The following is a 17,926-nucleotide window of genomic DNA, read 5'->3' as shown; positions in this document are numbered from 1 at the left end:
TCCTCCCCCGCAAGGGGGAGGTGGCGCCGCAAAGCGGTGACGGAGGGGGAGGACAGGGGGGAGTTCTATTAAGAGCGCCCGTGTCCTCCCCCTCCACCACTCGGCTGACGCCGAGCGGTCCCCCTCCCCCTGGCGGGGGAGGAATTCGGTGGTTTACCGCCCCAGCAGTACCCGTGCCTGACCGGCGATCTGCGCGAGCATCGCCGCATTGGGTTGCGCCGCGTGGCGGGCGCGGTCGATCACCGCCTTGAACTGGCCGACGCGCGCCGCATTCGCCGCGAGCCAGTCGTTCACCGCGCCGCGCGGGTCCGCGCCGCCGCTGCGCGCGAGGAATTCCAGCCGCTGCTGCTGGAACTCGCGCGACAGGCCGGCGAGCAGCAGCCGCTCCCACGGGTCGCTCGACACGATCCGTGCCGCGCTCGCCTGCGCCCAGTCGAGCCCAAGTGCTTGGCCGAGATGCGTGAACGCCCGCGTCAGCTCGATCTCGTCGAGGCCGAGCCGCTCGCCGAGCGCCGCCAGCCCAACCGCGCCGTCGAGGTCGAACAGCCGCACGACGCGCCGCGCCAGATCGGCGGGCGCGCCCGCCGCCTCGAGCTGCGCGGCAATGCGCGCGCTCTGCGCGCTCGCCTCTTCGAGCAGCAGCGAGGCGGTCTGGCGTTCGAGCTGGGCGATGCCGGTGCCGAGCCGGTCGAGCACCGCCCCCGGCAACGTCCCCGGCGCCGCGGCGCGCAAGAGGTCGGCGATATGCGAGCGCGTCGCCACCGCCACCTCGTTGAACAGCGCTATACGTGCGCCTTCCGAAATGTCGGCGTGCTCGATCTCCGCCCATAGCGCGTCGAGGCCGAACAGCCGCTCGGCGACGACGAACATCGCCGCGATATCGGCGACCGTGGCGCCTTCCTCCTCGGCAAGCTCGAACGGAAACAGGATGCCCAGCCGGTTGACGATGCGGTTGGCGAGCTTGGTCGCGACGATCTGCGCGCGCAGCCGGTGGTCGTCGATCGCCTGCGCATAATCGCGCCGCATCGCCGCCGGGAAGGCGGCGTGGAGATCGGGCCTGAGCTCGTCGGCCATCGCCAGCGGCGCATGTTCGATGCCGTCCTGCAACGCCAGCTTGGCGGTGGCGAGCAGCACCGCCAGTTCGGGACGGGTCAGGCCATGGCCTTCCTGCCCGCGACGCAGCAGATCCTCGTTGCCCGCCAGCCCCTCGACCGCGCGGTCGAGCCGCCCGCTGCCCTCGAAGATCTCGATGACGCGGACATAGCTGGGGATCGCCGCCGCCCCGTCCGCCTCGGCGATCGACAGCGCCAGCGTCTGCAGGCGGTTGTCCTCGAGCACCAGATGCGCGACGTCGTCGGTCATGCTGGCGAGCAGCGCGTTGCGCTCCTCGAAGCCGAGCCGGCCCTCGTTCATCTCGCGGTTGAGCGCGATCTTGATGTTGACCTCGTTATCCGAACAATCGACGCCTGCCGAATTGTCGATGAAGTCGGTGTTGATCCGCCCGCCGCGCGTCGAGAAGGCGATGCGCGCCGCCTGCGTCACGCCGAGATTGGCGCCTTCGCCGATCGCGGTGACGCGCAATTCCTCGGCATTGACGCGCAGACGGTCGTTGGCGGGATCGCCGACCGCGACGTTATTCTCCGCCGCCGCCTTCACATAGGTGCCGATGCCGCCGAACCAGAGCAGGTCGGCGGGCGCCTTGAGGATCGCCGAGATCAGCGCGGCGGGATCGAGCTGCGTCGCAGTGATGCCGAGCGCGGCCTGCGCCTGCGGCGACAGCTTGATGACCTTCTCGCTGCGCGCCCAGACGCCGCCGCCCTCGCTGATGAGGCCGGCGTCATAATCCGCCCAGCTCGACCGCGGCAGCGCGAACATGCGCGCGCGCTCGTCCCAGCTCGCCGCCGGGTCGGGATCGGGATCGATGAAGATATGGCGGTGATCGAACGCCGCGACGATCTTGAGCGTCTTGGACAGCAGCATGCCGTTGCCGAAGACGTCGCCCGACATGTCGCCGCAGCCGACGACGGTAATCGGCTGCGTCTGCACGTCCAGCCCGCGCTCGGCGAAATGGCGCTGTACCGACACCCAAGCGCCCTTGGCGGTGATGCCCATCGCCTTGTGGTCGTAACCAACGCTGCCGCCGCTGGCGAAGGCGTCGCCCAGCCAGAAGTCGCGCTCCAGCGCCAGCGCATTGGCGACGTCGCTGAACGTCGCGGTGCCCTTGTCGGCGGCGACGACGAAATAGGGGTCCTCGCCGTCGAGCACCTGCACACCCTCGGGATGGACGACGCGGCCCTCGACGATATTGTCTGTGATCGACAGCAAGGAGCGGATGAAGATCCGGTAGCTCTCGGTCCCCTCCGCCAGCCAGGCGTCGCGATCGACCGCGGGCGAGGGGAGCTGCTTGGGGTAGAAGCCGCCCTTGGCGCCGGTCGGCACGATCACCGCATTCTTGACGCGCTGCGCCTTCATCAGCCCGAGGATCTCGGTGCGGAAGTCGTCGCGCCGGTCCGACCAGCGCAGGCCGCCGCGTGCGACCGGGCCGGCGCGCAGATGGATGCCCTCGACGCGCGGCGAGTAGACCCAGACCTCGCGCCACGGCACCGGTGCCGGCAGGCCGGGGATGAGATGGCTGTCGAGCTTGAACGCCAGCGCTTCCGCCGCGGCGGGGGCGAAGGCGTTGGTGCGCAGGCAGGCGGCGATCAGGTTGCGATAGGCGCGCAGGATGCGATCGTCGTCGATCGCCGACACCGCGTCGAGGCCGCGCTCGATCGCCGCGTCGCAGGCTTCCACGTCGCCCGGTCGCGCGGGATCGTGCGCGGCCTTGAAGCGCGCGATCAGCGCCTTGGTCAGCTTCGGCGCGCGACGCAGCGCGTCGACCACCGTGGTCAGGCCATAGGGCAGGCCCGCCTGACGCAGATAGCGGAACCAGGCGCGCAGCAGCACCACCGATCGCGGCGACAGGCCGACGTCAACGATCAGCCGGTTGAACGCGTCATTCTCCGCCGCGCCTTCCAGCGCCGCGGCGATCGCGCCTTCCAGCACCGCCGCGTCGTCCGCATCGTCATTGGCGTCGGTCTCGACGACGAAATCGTGGACGAAGGTATTGGCATCCTCGCGCAGCCGCGTCGGCAGCTCGCCGATCACGCGGAAGCCGAAATTCTCCAGCACCGGCACCGCGTCCGACAGCGCCAGCGCGCCGCCGAGCTTGTAGATCTTGAGCTGGCGATCCTCGCCCGGCACCGTCGGGAAGATGCGCACCGACCGCGCATCGGGATCGTCGAGCGTCGCGACGCGCAGGATGTCGGCGGCGGCTTCGGCGGGGCTGCTGACGTTGCGGTAATTGGGCGGGAAGGCGTTGGCCCAGCGCAGCGCGAGCCGCGCCGCGCGCGCCGCCGGCACGCGCTCGGCGAGCGCCGCCTCGACGTCCGACACCCAGCCGCGCACCATCCGGCGCAGCCGTTCGGCGAGCGGTTCGGTGTCGGGCATGCGGCCGTCGCCGCGCAGGTCGATCGTATAGCGCAGCAAGGCGACGACGCCGTCGTCGAGGCTGATCGACCAGTTGAGCACGCTGCCGTTCGACGCCTCGGTCAGCATCTGTGCGATCTGCACGCGGCGCGCGGTGGTGAGGTCGTCGCGCGGCAGCCAGGCGAAGGCGAACAGATGCCGCCCGAGCGCCGAACGTACCAGCACCAGCGCCGGCCGCGGCCGGTCGGCGAGGCTCATCGCGGTCAGCACCACCTCCTCGAGCGCCGGCGCGGGAAAGGCGACGACGAGATCGTGGGGCAAAGCGGTCAGCGCGTGGGTCAGCGCCTTGCCGGCATGGCCCTTTGGATCGAAGCCGAACTTCGCCTCGAGCGCCGACAGGCGCGCGCGCAGCACCGGCACGTCGCGCGGGCGGACGCTGAGCGCGGCGCTGGTCCACAGGCCGGCGTGGATCGACAAGCCGGCGACCGCGCCGTCCTGCATGATCGGCACGATGACGAGATCGAGCGGCACGGCGCGATGCACGGTCGAGATCAGGCTCGACTTGAGCAGCAGCGGCGCCTCATTGCCCTCCTCGAACCATTGGATCGCGAGGCTGCGGCTCGCCTCGGCGAGCACCGGCGTCTGGTGCGGATTGCGGGCGAGGCCGAGCGCCTCGCCGGCGCTGCCGTCGCGCCGCCAGATCTGATGGCCGAGCAGGGTGAACTGGCCGTCGAGGAACCATTGCAGCAGCGCCGCGCCCTCGCCCTGCGGCAGCGCCGCCTCGTCGCGCGCCATCGCCCGCTGGAGCAGCGGCCAGTCGGTCACGGCCGCACGCACGTCGGCGAGCACCGCGGTGAGTTCCTCGATCAGCCCGCGCCGGTCGCGCGCATCGGCACGTTCCAGCTCGATATAGATCATCGATTCGGGCGCGCCGGCACCGCCGATGTCGGTCATCGTGCCGTCGGCGTCGCGCGTCACGCGGACGACGGGGTGGATGACGCGATCGATGTCGAGGTCCAGCTCGCCGATCGCGGCGGCGATCGAATCGACCAGAAAGGGCATGTCGTCGTTGACGATCGCGAGCCGCATTCGTCGCCGGACGTCGTCGGAGGCGATCGGTTCGAGCGCGACGGCGGGCTTGCCCGATTCGCGCTTGGCGGCGGTCTGCGCGACGAACGCGGCGGCGGCGGCGCGTTCGGCGTCGCCGAAGCCCGTCAGCTCTCCCGGTAGCGCGCCCTTGGTCAGCCGGGCGGCGAGCGCCTCGGCCATGCTCTGGTTCTGGTCGGCCATGCGTCGCCTATGCTCCTGCAATCCAAGGACCTCAAGGCTTGCCGCAGTGCGAAAATAACGCGTGCGAGCAACTTTATGTGTGGTAGCTTTATAGAGCACCACATAGGTGGAGGGGGGATGCTTGATGAGAACGCCGACGATGCTGTGCTATGTGGCCGCGATCCTCGCTGCGCCCGCGATCGCGAAGGAAACTGGCAGGGACGTCGAGGTACGGGTCGGTGCGCCACTCGCGCGCGCGGCGTTGCTCAAGCCGGGGACGCAGCGTTACCTGCGCTATCTCGTCAAGGACGGCCATCGCACCGCGATCGACATCTGGTCGCGGACGGTCAGCTTCGAGACACGCGACGGGCGCCGGCTTGTCCGCGTCGCGCAGCTCTGGGACGGGGCGGGGCCGAACGGCAGCGTGCGCCGCGAGGACAGTCTGATGGAGGCGGGGACGATGCGCCCGATCGAACAGGTCCGCACCATTGTGCGTGACGGCGTGACGAAGACCGCCGCCTATCGCTTCGACGGCGCGCGCGTGACGGGCATCGCCGATCGCGCCGGCAACGACGCCAGGGACTTCGCGATCGCGGGCAGCGAGCCGCTGTTCAATTTCGTGCCCGACAGCGAATGGTTCCAACAACTGCCGATGGCGGCGGGGATCAGCTTCGTCGCCAGCCTCTACGATCCCGGATCGGGCAAGCCCGATCGCTATCGCTTCACCATCGCCGGTGCGGCGCGGATCGCCGGCCCCGACGGCAAGCCGGTCGACTGCTGGCTGATGACCACCGACTATAACGCGCCCGAGCACGGACTGACGCGGATGTGGTTCGCCAAGCGCACGCAGGTGATGATCCGGCAGGAAGGCGATGCCGGCCCGCGCGGCCATTTCGTCAAGACGTTGCTGCCGCCCGAAGCGGGCGACTAGGCGTCGGGCAGGCGGGCGATGCCGTCGATCGCGTCATTGCCCGCGACGCGCTTGATGACGTCGAGCGTGCCGTCGGCGCGGGCGCGGGCGAGCAGCACGACGAATTCGTCCGCCTCCGCACCGATGGCGACGGTGCCGATCGCCGGCCACGTGCGCCATGCCGCCATCGCGCCGGCGCGGGCCGTGGTGGCATCGTCGGGGAAGGGGGCGAAGGGGGCGGGGGGCAGGTGCACCATCTCCAGCCCGCTGCTCGGACCGTCCGCCCAGATCGGCGTGGCGACCGGCACGCGCGGTGCGGCGCGGACCGCGGCGTCGAGTTCGGCGTCGAGCGTCGCCTGCGTCGCGTCGTCGACCATCTCCTTCCAGTTTATCACGCCGTAGATGAAATCGATCGCCTCGCCGTCGGACGAGAACGGCATTAGAATGCCGCGATACAGCGTCGTGCGGCCGCGGATGCCGACGAACTCAGCCTCGAAGCCGATCGGCGCGCGATTCGCGATGATCTGCAGATAATGGTCGGTCAGCCGCGACAGCAGCGAACGGCCCGGCACGTCGGCGATGCGGACGATGTCGCTCTCCAGCCCGCATTCCCGACGCAGCCGCTCGCCGAGGAAGGCGATCGTGGGGTCGTCGATCCCGCCGGTGAAGTCGATGAGGACGCTGTGCGGCCCGAAGTCGATATGCGCCGGATCGAGATCGCCGATCTCCGGATAGGGGCGTCCCCTCAACAGGGAAACCCAATGATTATAGGCGCGTACGTGCATGCGCCGCTCGTCGCCGCCAAGCTCGAACATCGCATCCCCGACGCCGCCCTCATCGACGTCCGGCTCGCCGGCCCCGTCGATGGCTCCGCCGATCGCCCCGTCGATGTCCAGCCGCTCGTCCTCGAAGCCGCGCGCGATACCCATGCCCAAACCCTTCATCCACCGGGCCGCACGACCCTGGTCCGGACCGCTTGTGCACGCTCCGTGGTAAACGGGTCGTAAAGCCGGCAAAGCGAAGATGCGGCGTGCTTGGGCGCTTGTCAGCGGCAATCCGACCTGTTAGGCGCACCCCCGAACGGCGTTACACCCGTATCACCCCGTGCCGCTTTAGCTCAGCTGGTAGAGCATCGCATTCGTAATGCGGGGGTCACAGGTTCGAGTCCTGTAAGCGGCACCACTTCCTCTCTTTTGTAAACGATCACTTGTCCGGCACCCTGTGAGGTGATCGTCGGGGGTTCCCGCGAGCCGAGGATCGTCTACTTGGGCAAGGAGACCTCGGTGCATGGCTTTACGCCCACGAGTTTCGAGCGCTTCGACTGCGAGAGGTGCATAAGCGAGGCTCAAAGCGCATTGACGGCCCTCCGATCGAAGGAAGTAAAGCACGGGGCGAAAGCCATATTCCTTACCGACCCCTGCGCTCTAACCGATGCGGAGGTGAGACAAGAGCGCAGGGATCAATGAGGCACGCGTTCTCAGTCGCACACCGCCGGATCGAACCCAGTGCGACGATCAGCGCCTACGCATCGCCAAAGCGGTTGCAGCCCGTGATCCTTCATCATAGTTTCGTCGTTACGCCGAGCGTATAGCGACGGCCGATCTGGTCGTAATAATCTGCGTAGACGTAGCCGAGAGAACCGGCCGTCGTTTGATCGAGCAGGTTTTTCACGTTGAACTGGATGCGAAACCGGTCGTTCAAGTTCGCGCCGAAGGACAGATCGACATTTTGCAGCGCCGGATAGCGCGTCAGCGAATATTGCTCTGCCGTAGCCGGCAATCCGCTGACGAAAATCTGCGTCGCGCTTTGCACGTTCCACGTCAATTGTCCAAAGAACCCACCCTGGGAGTAGAGCGCGGACAGTTGCGTCTTCCACTTCGGACGATCGAGCGAACCGGCTGATTCGTCATCGTCGCCGGTTGCGAACTGGCCGGCTGACGAGGTGCGATAGGTGATGAGATGGTAGGCGCTCCCGCTCAGCGTCAGCCGCCCTTGGCCCAGTTCGATCGGATAACGCCCGGTCAGGTTGAGCGCATGGATTTTGATCGCGCCGAGGTTGAGGAAGCCGACGTTGAACCCGTTGGCGAACTGGAACTGCGCATCGCGCGAGAACAGTCCGCAGGTATTGATGCCGACCTGCGGCGCCGAATTGGGATAGGTCGGGCTGTCGTAACAGGTCTGCACGACCTTCGAGAGATTGGTCGGCGTGATCGTATCCTGCAACAGCAGATCGATATAATCTGCTGTCAGACTCAACCCCGGAATGAACCGTGGCGTTACGATCGCGCCCACCGTCCAGCTCTTGCCGCGCTCGGGCTTCAGATCGGGCGTCCCCGAATAGGTGCCCAACAGGCTGCTGCCCGAGGGGGTGAAATTGGCGAGGAAGGTGGCGGCGCTGTTTTGATCGCTGGCAAAGCCTGCCGCGATCACCGCCGCGCGGCAGTTGGCAGCCCGGATCGTCGGCACCTGGCCCGCGCCAATATTCGCGGGACCGCACAGGTCTGGCGTCGAGGTGAAAGTCGGTTGGCCACTAAGGAACAGTTCGACGATTGAAGGCTGGCGAACAGAGCGCGTATAGTTGCCGCGGAACGTGATGTCGCGGATCGGCTGCCATTCGCCGGCCAGCGAATAGATCGTCTGCGGTTTGCCGTGCGCCTTGGGTGACACCAATGCGCCGGCCAGCGTCCGGTACGTGTCGGACGCCCCGCTCTGCTGTGTCACTCGCACCGCCGGCTTGAAATCGAGGTGGCCGAGGAACGGCAGGAAGTCGGGACCAGCGATCGGGGCGACCAGTTCGCCGCCAACTTCATAGGTCGTCGTATGGCCGCGGGTATTGGCTGACGGTGCAAGCCGGCTGCGACCGAGGATGTTCAGCTCGTTGGAGGAGAAATCCGCCTCGTCGCGCCGATATTCTCCGGCGGCATTGAACAGCAATGCGCCGGCGGGCAGGTCGAACAGCCCGCCACCGAACGTCGCCTGCAAAAACGTCTGTTGCGAGACGTTGCGGAAGATCGTCGGCGAGGTGACATAGGCTTTCGACTCCGCCGACATATTGTTGTCCCCGAACGGATTGAGCGGGCGGCACGCGTCGATCAGGCTTTGCGTGATGACCGGCGTGACGAGCGTCTGCGTCGGTATGCCGTCGGCCCCGCGAACCCGTGTCAGATTCTCTGCGGTACCGATTGGGGTGCGGCCGAGATACTGGCCGGGATAGAGCTGCGCCCGGCAGATGATGTTGCCGTTGGCGATGCCGGTCGTCGCCTGCCCCTGATCGACCGCATCGAGTGCGAGCTGATATTCGAGGTCGGCGATCGATCGCATGCGCGTCGTCTGCACCGATCGCCCGAAGGTGCCGGATACCTCGGCATTCCAGGCCTTGCCGAGCAACTCGAACCGCGACCGCAATCCACCGACGAGACGATAGGTCTCCTGATGATTGGTGATTTCGTTCGCACCGAGAATATCCTGGTTCGGTCGGGTAAGGAGAAAATTACCACCATTCGCCGCCGTCGGCGAAATCCCGACCGACGCCAGCACCGCGCGATTCTGCGCCGTCAGATACGGGTTGTTATAATTGACCAGCAGCGGCGCATATTCGGGAGACGAGGCGATGTAGTTTTGTGATCCGCCGATATTGCCGAGCGAACGGTTTAGCACGTTCGCGTAATTGTTCTCGGTGAAGAAGGTGATCTCGTCGTTGAAATCGAAATGGCCCAGAAAATTGAGGATGTAGCGGTCCTGCTGCGTGCGCAGCACGGTATTTTCCAATGCGCGGCGCAGACCGCCATTGCCGCCAATCGACGAGCTGACCGTCAGCGGCGTGTTCGGACCGACCGGCCCCGTGAAGCGGATCTCGCGCAGCGATCCATCGGGGTTGAACTCGAGCGGCACCGCGCGGAACGGCAGCACTTGGTTGACGGGGACCTGGACCGTGCCGCCATTGACCTTGACGTTGACCAGCGTTGTGTCCGTGTTGGCGACGCGCGGCACGAGGGGGTCGAAGGTGCCGATATAGTAATTGACGTTGACGCCGGGATTGGCCGCAAAGAATTCGCGCGCGGTGAAGCGGTTCGCCTGAAGCGTGTTGATCGCGAGGAGGTTGAGGGCAGAGCCATATTGGCTTGCGGTCTGCCCGCCGGTCTGTGCCGGCGGCACGATGCCATAGGCCGCGAACACTTGTGCCGCCGTGACGTTGGAAGGCAGCGCCGTGGGCGCGAAGGTGGTGAACGGGACGTTGGCGGCCTGCGTCGTGCGACCGTTCAAACCGTTGCCAGAGATCGCGTCGGCCCCCGGACCGCCCTTGATAATCTGGGCGCCCGTGGTTGCGAAATAGCCGTCGTTGAGCGTTGATATCGTCGTGCGCCGCCCGGACGCGTCGGTGGCTGCGATCGCGAAACCAACCGGCGCGATGCCGTTGGCGAAGGTGATGAAATTGCTGGTCCGCCGCGCTGCCCCGTTGCCGCTCGTGATCGGCGTATACGGTGCATAGAAATTGCTGCTGGCGGTGCTCAGCACCGTACCGGGGTTGCTGTAGGTCTGGTTGACGAACCCCAGCCCGAAGCGCGAGCTCGGTTGACCGTCATCGGTCGAGCGGAGGAAGGCGCCGTTGTTGAGGTTGGCGACGTCGACGAAGGCAGTCGGCGTGAAGGCGGGGTTGCGGACGCCGCCATTAAACGGATTGGTATATGAACCGGGGCGGGCAAGGCGGAAATCGCGCGCCGTCGCCTGCAAACCGTCGTTGCGGGTATATTCGGCCGAGAAAACGACGTTTCCGCGTCCGCCGGCGATGTTCCTGCCGACGATGGCGCTTGCCTGATATTGACCGGCATCGCCGCGGTCGGTGATGCCGGTCAGGCCGCGTACCTCGAACCCCTCATATTTGTCCTTGAGGACGTAGTTGACCACGCCGGCGATGGCATCCGTGCCATAGACCGCGGCGCCGCCGACGGTCAGTATGTCCACCCGGTCGATCAGCGTCGACGGGATGACGTTGACGTCGACTTGGCTGCCGGTTGCATTGTTGGCGACGAACAGGGATGCGGCGTTGCCCGAAACGAAGCGGCGGCCGTTGACGAGCGTCAGGGTGCGCGCGGTGCCGAGATCGAGCAGGTCGACGAACGCCGCGCCGAGGCTGGCGGTCTGGCCGCCGTTGTTGCCGTCTAGCGGGCTGGCGCCCGGACCGATCAGCGGATTATCGTTGAGCGCCTCCAGCGCGTTGGTGAAGCCGCGGTTCTGGATCTGCTGACCGGAAAGCTGCGCGCCAGGCAGCACGCCGCTCGTCTCCGGCCGCGCGATCCGTGAACCGGTCACGACGATCTCGCCGTCGCGCGCTTCGGTACCATCGGCACCTTCGCCCGGTTCGGCTGCGGGCGGCGTGGTACGGGCCCCGGCCGGTGGTGTGGATTGTGCTGCTGCCGGCGTGGCGAGCAGCGTCAAGGACGCCAGCGCAGTGGCGGAAAGGTATCTCGCTATCATAATGTCCCCCAGCATGGTGCAAGGTTCCCAGCCTCACACCGCGCGCCGAGGATGCCGCCGCAGCAAGTGCGCGCAACAAACATCTATTAAGTCCGTAGTGAACTCATCCTATCTGACTCACATCCGGTCCCACTTCGACCACATGTGCCGCTGTGCCCTGACGGCTGTGTGGCGATAGCGATTAGGGCTTCAGAATTAGTGTTTTAGCCTGAGCATGACGACGCCGTGAGGGGCGACTTGCGCGGCGTAACGGTTCGTGTGCCTGCCAACGTCCTTTTGCATCCAGAGATCGCATACCTGCATCCGCACCGATGCGGGCAATCCCAGCATCGTCCAGTCGGCGGCGATCGTCGCGGGCGTTTCGCCGCGGTTGAACAGCAAGATCGCCCGGCCCCCGTCCGCCATGGGCTTGGACCACACTTCGCGGTCACCGTCTTTCCACACGCGGTGGCCCTGAACACCCGCTGCGTCCTGATCGACCGCGATGACGTCGGCGTTGAGCAGGATTGCGCGTGTCGGCTGGTCCATGTGGACGACGTCGTTGCCCGCGATCAGCGGCGCGGCCATCATCGCCCAGAGCGCGAAATGCGCGCGATATTCGATGTCGGTCATGCCGCCGTTGCCGACCTCCAGCATGTCGGGGTCGTTCCAATGGCCTGGCCCGGCATACGGCCACAGCGGCTCATTCATGTCGGCGATCGACGCCACGCCCCAGCTATAGCCGTGATGCCCGGTCCATTTGTCCGTGATGTCGCCGGTCGTCCGCCACATGTTGCCGATCTTGGACGCCCACAGCCACGGCCTGGAATTGCCCCATTCGCAGATCGAGAACAGGATGTCGCGACCCGAAGCGCGGAGCGCGTCCGCCATCAGGGCATAGGCTTCCTCTGCGTTGCGAACGCCCGTCGAGCACCAGTCGTATTTGAGATAGTCGACGCCCCAGCGCGCATATTGCAGCGCGTCCTGATATTCGTGCCCCTGGCTGCCGGGGCGGCCACCGCACGTCTTCGTGCCGGCATCCGAGTAGATGCCAAACTTCAGCCCTTTGGCATGAACGTAATCCGACAGCGCCTTCATCCCGCTCGGGAAGCGCGCCTTGTCCTCGGTGATGAAGCCGTTCGCATCGCGCGTGCCGTGCCAGCAATCGTCGATGACGACGTAGCTATATCCCGCCGCCTTCATGCCGTTGGACGCGATCGCGTCGGCGGTGACGCGGATGGTCGCTTCGTCGACCTTGCAGGCGAACTTGTTCCAGCTGTTCCAGCCCATCGGCGGCGTCGGTGCGAGGCCGTTCGCGACCCGCTTCGGGTCCTTCGAGGGCGCCAATGTGTTCGGGTCGAGATCCAGCACCTCTTGCGCCGACGACGGGGTGGCGGCCTGCACCAGCACGGCAGCCATGACCTGGAACAACGTCTTTCTGAGCACGGCTGACCTTCCATTCTCGTGTGATTGCATGTGCGTCGTCGGTCCGCGCAGCGCCGGTCGCCGCCCCGCGGCGCCTCGGCCGGGCGCCGATGTGACGAGGGGATCGCGCGGTGATACGCTCAGGGATAGGCGACATGCCCCTGGATGCGCTCCTCGGACGTGAAGGTCGACATCGGCAGGCCTGCCGCATTGTAGAGGTTGACGGGCACGACATTGGCCCAATTGTAGCGCACGTAGCGGGGCTGCTGGACCGGCCCGGTGACCATCACCGTGTCGCCTTCGATCCGCGCGGTCGCCGCGACGAAGGTGCGGTTCGCGCCGGCGATCTCGAAACCGCTCACCGGTGCGCCGCGGCTGGTCAATCCTGCGCCATGGTCGAACCAGATGCGCATCCCGCCCGGCTCGCCGGTCGCCTGGCGGAACAACGGGCCCTCATAGGCGACGCGTTCCCCGTAAGCGACGTTGCGTGCGGCGAGCGCGAGCCGGGCGGCGACGGTCTGCTTGTCGCCCGGGTGCACGTTGCCGGGATCGCCGACATCGGTAGTCACCGCCATCGCGGTGTCGACCAGTTCCAGCGCACGGCGTTGCGCGTCGCGCACCAGGCCCCATTCCTCGGCGGGCGAATCGAACGACGAAATCTGTGCGTAGAGGAAGGGGAACGAGCCTTGCGCGAAATTGTGTCGCCAGTCGCTGATCAGGCCGCGGAACAGGTCGGCGTAATAAGGCGCGCGCGCAACGTTGCTGTTGGTCTCGCCCTGATACCAGATCACGCCCTTGATGCCGTAGCCGGTGAACGGCGCGACCATCGCGTTGTAGAGCGCCGACGGCCGGTATGCCTCCTCCGGCGGGTGCCAGGGATGGGTCGGCGGCGTGCCGCCGGTGGCGCGGATGGCGGCGTCCTCCCGCGCTTCGGCGGCGAGGGCGAGGTCGGCATCGGTCTGGTCCTGCTGGAAACGCGCGCGCGCATCGATCGCGGGGGCGAGCGCCGCGTTGGTGGCGAAGGCGTCGGTCGATACCCAGCTGTCGGCGGGCGTTCCGCCCCAAGTCGAATCGATCACGCCGACCGTCACGTGCTCGCGTGCCGCGATCTCGCGCGCGAAGAAATAGCCGATCGCCGAAAAGTCGGTCGCCGTCGCCGGCGTGGTGGCCGTCCACGTCGCGTCGATGTCGCGCAGCGGGACGGTGCTGGCCTTGTGCGCGACGTGGAGGAGCCGGACGCGCGGGTTCGTCGCGGCGGCGATCTCGGCCGCGGCGTTCTTCAACGGCGCCCCGTCGAAGCCCTTGAGCGGGAACTCCATGTTCGACTGGCCCGAGGCGAACCAGACGTCCCCCAGCATGATGTCCTGGACCCGCACCGCGCCCTCGTTCGCGCCGCCGTCGACGGAGAGGACATACGGTCCGCCCGCCGCAGCGGGCTTCAGCCACACCTCCCACCGGCCGAGCCGGTCTGCGACCGCCGTCGCGCGCTGGTCGTGCAAGGCGACGGCGATGGTCGCCCCCGCCGTGGCCCAACCCCAGATATGCAGCGGCCGATCGCGTTGCAGCACGGCATGGTCGCTGAACAGATGCGGCAGCCTGAGCTGCGCGGCGGCTGGCGACGCCGTGACGGCGGCGAGCACGGCGGTGGCGAGCAGGCGTATCATCATAGGTCTCTCCGGGCGTCCCGGCCTGACGGTCGCGCCGGATATCGGCGCAGCCTATCAGCATGCGGGCAACGGGCTAGTAGGATTGCGAAACGCCGTATCGACCGGCGGTTCGCAACGACCCTGGCGAGCGCGTCCCGGCAGCGGGTCGCCGCACGGTTCGGGTCACCGGATCGCGACGTCTCCTGCCGCGACGTTCCAGCCCCGCAGGGTCAGCCCGGTCGCCTGGCCGCCGGTCCTGGGATAACGCACCTCGAGACGACGTTCCTCTCCGGGCAGCAGCGCGACGTAATTGTCGCTGTAGAAGGCCGGGAGAACCCGCGTGCCGTGCGCGTCGACCAAGGTGAGCTTGGCGCTGAGCGCGGGGACGGCCGTTTTATTGGCGAGGGTCACCGTCACCACCCGATCGTCGCCGTCGTCCCGCGTCGCCGCGGCCGATGCGGTCAGCGCTACGGCCTGTAGGTCGTTCAGCGCGCGATAGGCGGCCTCGTCCTTGCCGCGCCAGTAGAAGTTTTCGGCCACCATCCGTCCCGAGGCGTCGGACATTTCGATCCTGACGAGCAGCATGGGGTGCGCGGCGAACAGCCGATCCAGCGGAATGGCAGCGAGGGGGGTGGCGGCGTTGGCGGCGGCGTTCACCCGATCCTCGCGCGAGAACAATTCGGCATTGTCGAGGCCGACGACGCGGGTGCGGACGCGCAGGCCGGCGCGTGCCTCGCGCGTGGTGTTGAGCACGACCAGTTCGTTGCCCGGCAGGTTGAGCTGGACGTGCAGCGGCTCCGCCGCCTTCTTCGCGCCATAGTAAGCGGCGTGGGTGTCGTAGTCGGAGCTGTAGATCTGCCAGGTGTTCGATGGCCAGGCGGGATGGGTCATCCACAGCAGCCGCCCGGAATTCTTGGTCCAGAGATGACCGAGGAACCCCTCGTACATCGCCTTGTGCGTTTCCAGATTCATCATCTGCGCCTTGCGCTCGAAATCGGCGAAGCTCGTCGCGGGACCGAACATCGTGTCGAGTGCCACCATGAACGTCTTGGTGTCGCCGTTCCCGCTGACATGCCAGTCGTGGTAGGCGAGCGTGTCGCTGAGCGGCCAGGTCTCGCTGTCGGGCATCGTGGCTCGGACCGATTCCAGCGTCGACAGCGACGGCGTTCCCGTCTCCACCGAAAAGCCGGTGGCTAGTCCGGTGAAATAGCCCACGGGCGGGCGGTAATTATAGGGGCCGGACCCCTGCAGGTTGATGACGTTGGAGCTGCCGGTGAACCAGCGGGTGCCGTCCTCGCGCGCGATGACGTCGTCCAGACCTTCGTTGAGCGCTGGATAGGGCACGCCTTCGTTGCGGCCGAACCACAGGATGATCGACGGATGGTTACGGTAGCGTCGCACCACGTCGTCGGCATTGCTGAGGAACAGTTGCGGGTCCTGCGGCTCGACCTGCGCATTCTGGGTCGACTGCCAGAAGTCGTTGAGGATCATCATGCCGTTCTCGTCGGCGAGATCGTAGAATTCCTCTTCGGTGTTGTTGCCCATCCAGTTGCGGATCACATTCATATGCGCCTCCTTCTGCAACCGGAAATATGGCGCCAGCCGGTCGCGGCTGACGCGCTTCATGGCGTCGTCCATCCCCCAATTGCCGCCGCGTGCGGCGATCGGCACGCCGTTGACGCGGATCGTCAGATGCGGTTCCGGCATGGTCGTCGCGACCGACGTCACCGCGGGTGATCGCTCGCCGGCTACGGTCAGCGATTCCGCCCAGCCGTTGGGGGATTGCTTGATCGCCTCATGACGGATGTCGAGCAACCGCTCGCCACGCAGGCTGCCATCGGTGAATTGCACGTTGACCCGGCGCAAGGCCCCCGCGGTGTCGAACAGCGACAGATCATAACTCACCTCGCGCATCCCGAAGCGATCGGTGCGGGTATCGGAGATCCGGCCATCGGCCAGCGCCTCGAGCGAGAGTTGGTACAGCGCCTGCTCGCCATAGCCATTCGGCCACCACAATCTGGGGTTGGCGACGTGCAGCTGGGCGAAGTCGCCCGGCGTGAACGCCACCTGGCTTTCGCCGGGCGCCGCGGTCACCGTCTTCTCGACGCGGACGTCGCCGAAGGCGGCGCGTACGGTCACCTGGCGTGGTGTCGCGCCATCGTTGCGGATCGGTACGGTGACATAAACCTCGGCACGATCGGTGCGCGGCAACGGCAGGTCGGTCACGACATGCGGATCGAGCAGCCGTATGTCGCCGTGCGCGAGCAGATCGACGGGGCGCCACAGCCCGGTGTCGCGGTCGCGGATACCCGGAATCCAGTCCCAGCCCTCCGTCGCGACGAACGTCGGCCCGTCGATCGCTAGTTGACCACCATTTTCCCCGACGCCGCCGCTGATCGATTGTTCGTGTGGGATGCCGGGGTGCGGCGGTGGCGAAACGCGGACCGCCAGCACGTTTTCGCCGGCAACGGGGGTCAGGTCGAACTGGCCGCGGATGAACGCCCCGCGCGTATCGCCGAGCTTGCGGCCGTTGGCCCATATGTCGGCGGCGTAGTTGATGCCGCCGAACACCAGGGTCAGCCGCTTGCCGGCCGCCTCCGCCGGCACCGTGAAGCTGGTGCGGTACCAATAATCCTGGCGCGCGAGGCTTTCGGGGATCCTGAGGTTGTTAAGGCCGTAATAGGGGTCGGGATAGACGCCGCGGTCGACCAGCGTGGTCAGCACCGTGCCGGGCACGGTCGCGGGACGCCAGGTACCGGTCGCACGCCCGGGCCGGGACAGCGCCGCGCCGTCCTCGCGAACCTCGGGCGCGGCGGCGAGTTGCCAGCCATTGACCCGCCAGCGTCCGTCGCTGGCCCGCGCCAGGCCGGTGGGCGGCAACGGCAGGCGCACCGCCGGCGGCGTCGTCGCGACGCCCCGCGCCCGTGGCAGCGTCCAGGCATCCTGCTGCTGGGTGAGGCCGATGTTCGCCTGCTTCTGGAAGGGCCAGCCGACGCCGACCTGCCAGAATTGCACCGAGGCGAAATCCGGCCGATCGCGCGCCGCGGCGGCGATCTCGCTCGCGCCGCGCGCGGCGGGGATGAAACGCGCATCGGCGAGCGAACCGCCGAAATGCCGCAGCGCATCGCCCGCGCCGACGACCGGGGCGATCGCCAGCCGCGGCGCGACCCCGGACGGGCGGCTCGCCCGCGTCGCGACGGCGCGACCGTCGACATAGAGCGTGAGCATCCGTCCGTCCGCGACCGCCGCGACCTGCGTCCAGCGGCCGGCGGCAAGCCTGCCGCCGCCGGTCATCCGCACCGTGCCGTCCGTGACGTTCAACCGGCCGTCGATCAGGCCGAGGCAACGGCAGGCGCCGAGCGGGTCGCCGACGGCGATCAGGATGCCGTTGGCCGCGCTCGCATCGGGGCGCACCCATGTGGAGAACGTCCATGACGCGCCCGACGCGACCGCGTCGCCGGCCTTGTCGAGGGGGCGCTCGACCCCGATGCCCCCGGCCAGGATAGCGACGTTGTAGGGACCGGCGTTGGCGATGACGCCCGCGGTGCCGGCCGCAGGGACCTGTGCGGCGAGCGGCAAGGGCAGGACGGCCCCGAGCAGCAGGGTGGCGATAAGCGGCAGTGATCGCATCATAATCCTCTCTGATGGCGTGCGGTCGTCGCCGGCGCCTTATCGTCCAGATACGCTGCATCCGGTCGCTCCCCTCGACCTATACTCTGTACGGCGACATGCAACGTCGGACGATCACGGCATG

At 67.3% G+C, this 17,926-nt stretch carries 7 protein-coding genes and 1 tRNA gene; 2 read left to right on the top strand and 6 right to left on the bottom strand.

Going from position 1 to position 17,926, the window contains the following annotated elements:
• Positions 1-153: 153 nt before the first annotated feature.
• Entirely contained in the window at positions 154-4,758 is a 4,605-nt protein-coding gene (locus MC45_RS08960) for an NAD-glutamate dehydrogenase (protein ID WP_038662028.1), read from the bottom strand.
• 124 nt (positions 4,759-4,882) lie between these two features.
• On the opposite strand from MC45_RS08960, the gene MC45_RS08955 reads away from it, so the two are divergent.
• On the top strand, positions 4,883-5,668 hold the full coding sequence (locus MC45_RS08955) for a DUF3108 domain-containing protein (RefSeq protein WP_156143812.1): 786 nt from the start codon (positions 4,883-4,885) through the stop codon (positions 5,666-5,668).
• Here MC45_RS08955 and MC45_RS08950 read toward each other — a convergent pair.
• Complete coding sequence (locus MC45_RS08950; protein WP_425423966.1) at positions 5,665-6,576, bottom strand: PAS domain-containing protein; 912 nt, start codon at positions 6,574-6,576, stop codon at positions 5,665-5,667. The two genes, MC45_RS08955 and MC45_RS08950, sit on opposite strands and share 4 nt — an antisense overlap.
• A gap of 177 nt (positions 6,577-6,753) precedes the next feature.
• Here MC45_RS08950 and MC45_RS08945 point away from each other — a divergent pair.
• Positions 6,754-6,829 (top strand) — tRNA-Thr (locus MC45_RS08945).
• Between the two features lie 378 nt (positions 6,830-7,207).
• On the opposite strand, the gene MC45_RS08935 is transcribed toward MC45_RS08945, so the two are convergent.
• The 4 genes from MC45_RS08935 to MC45_RS08920 form a co-directional block, all read right to left on the bottom strand.
• Positions 7,208-10,957, bottom strand: coding sequence for a TonB-dependent receptor domain-containing protein (locus MC45_RS08935; protein ID WP_169742538.1), 3,750 nt, complete (start codon positions 10,955-10,957; stop codon positions 7,208-7,210).
• Between the two features lie 360 nt (positions 10,958-11,317).
• Positions 11,318-12,577: a glycoside hydrolase family 27 protein gene (locus MC45_RS08930; protein ID WP_052075587.1), complete on the bottom strand. Its 1,260-nt coding sequence runs from the start codon at positions 12,575-12,577 to the stop codon at positions 11,318-11,320.
• An 89-nt stretch (positions 12,578-12,666) separates the two neighbouring features.
• The gene (locus tag MC45_RS08925) at positions 12,667-14,193 is read right to left on the bottom strand and encodes a sialate O-acetylesterase (protein WP_038662013.1); all 1,527 of its coding nucleotides are present in this window, start codon (positions 14,191-14,193) and stop codon (positions 12,667-12,669) included.
• A 162-nt stretch (positions 14,194-14,355) separates the two neighbouring features.
• On the bottom strand, positions 14,356-17,805 hold the full coding sequence (locus MC45_RS08920) for a glycoside hydrolase family 2 (RefSeq protein ID WP_038662010.1): 3,450 nt from the start codon (positions 17,803-17,805) through the stop codon (positions 14,356-14,358).
• Between the last annotated feature and the right edge of the window lie 121 nt (positions 17,806-17,926).

The organism is Sphingomonas taxi, assembly GCF_000764535.1.
Taxonomy (GTDB): domain Bacteria; phylum Pseudomonadota; class Alphaproteobacteria; order Sphingomonadales; family Sphingomonadaceae; genus Sphingomonas; species Sphingomonas taxi.
Note: the sequence above shows the minus strand (reverse complement) of the source record. Positions and strands in the feature narration are given on the sequence as shown.

What these genes read in the sequence shown, in the direction of transcription:
- MC45_RS08960 (WP_038662028.1), bottom strand. Translation starts at nt 4,758, where the DNA reads ATGGCCGACCAGAACCAGAGCATGGCCGAGGCGCTCGCCGCCCGGCTG.
- MC45_RS08955 (WP_156143812.1), top strand. Translation starts at nt 4,883, where the DNA reads ATGAGAACGCCGACGATGCTGTGCTATGTGGCCGCGATCCTCGCTGCG.
- MC45_RS08950 (WP_425423966.1), bottom strand. Translation starts at nt 6,576, where the DNA reads ATGGGTATCGCGCGCGGCTTCGAGGACGAGCGGCTGGACATCGACGGG.
- MC45_RS08930 (WP_052075587.1), bottom strand. Translation starts at nt 12,577, where the DNA reads ATGCAATCACACGAGAATGGAAGGTCAGCCGTGCTCAGAAAGACGTTG.
- MC45_RS08925 (WP_038662013.1), bottom strand. Translation starts at nt 14,193, where the DNA reads ATGATGATACGCCTGCTCGCCACCGCCGTGCTCGCCGCCGTCACGGCG.
- MC45_RS08920 (WP_038662010.1), bottom strand. Translation starts at nt 17,805, where the DNA reads ATGATGCGATCACTGCCGCTTATCGCCACCCTGCTGCTCGGGGCCGTC.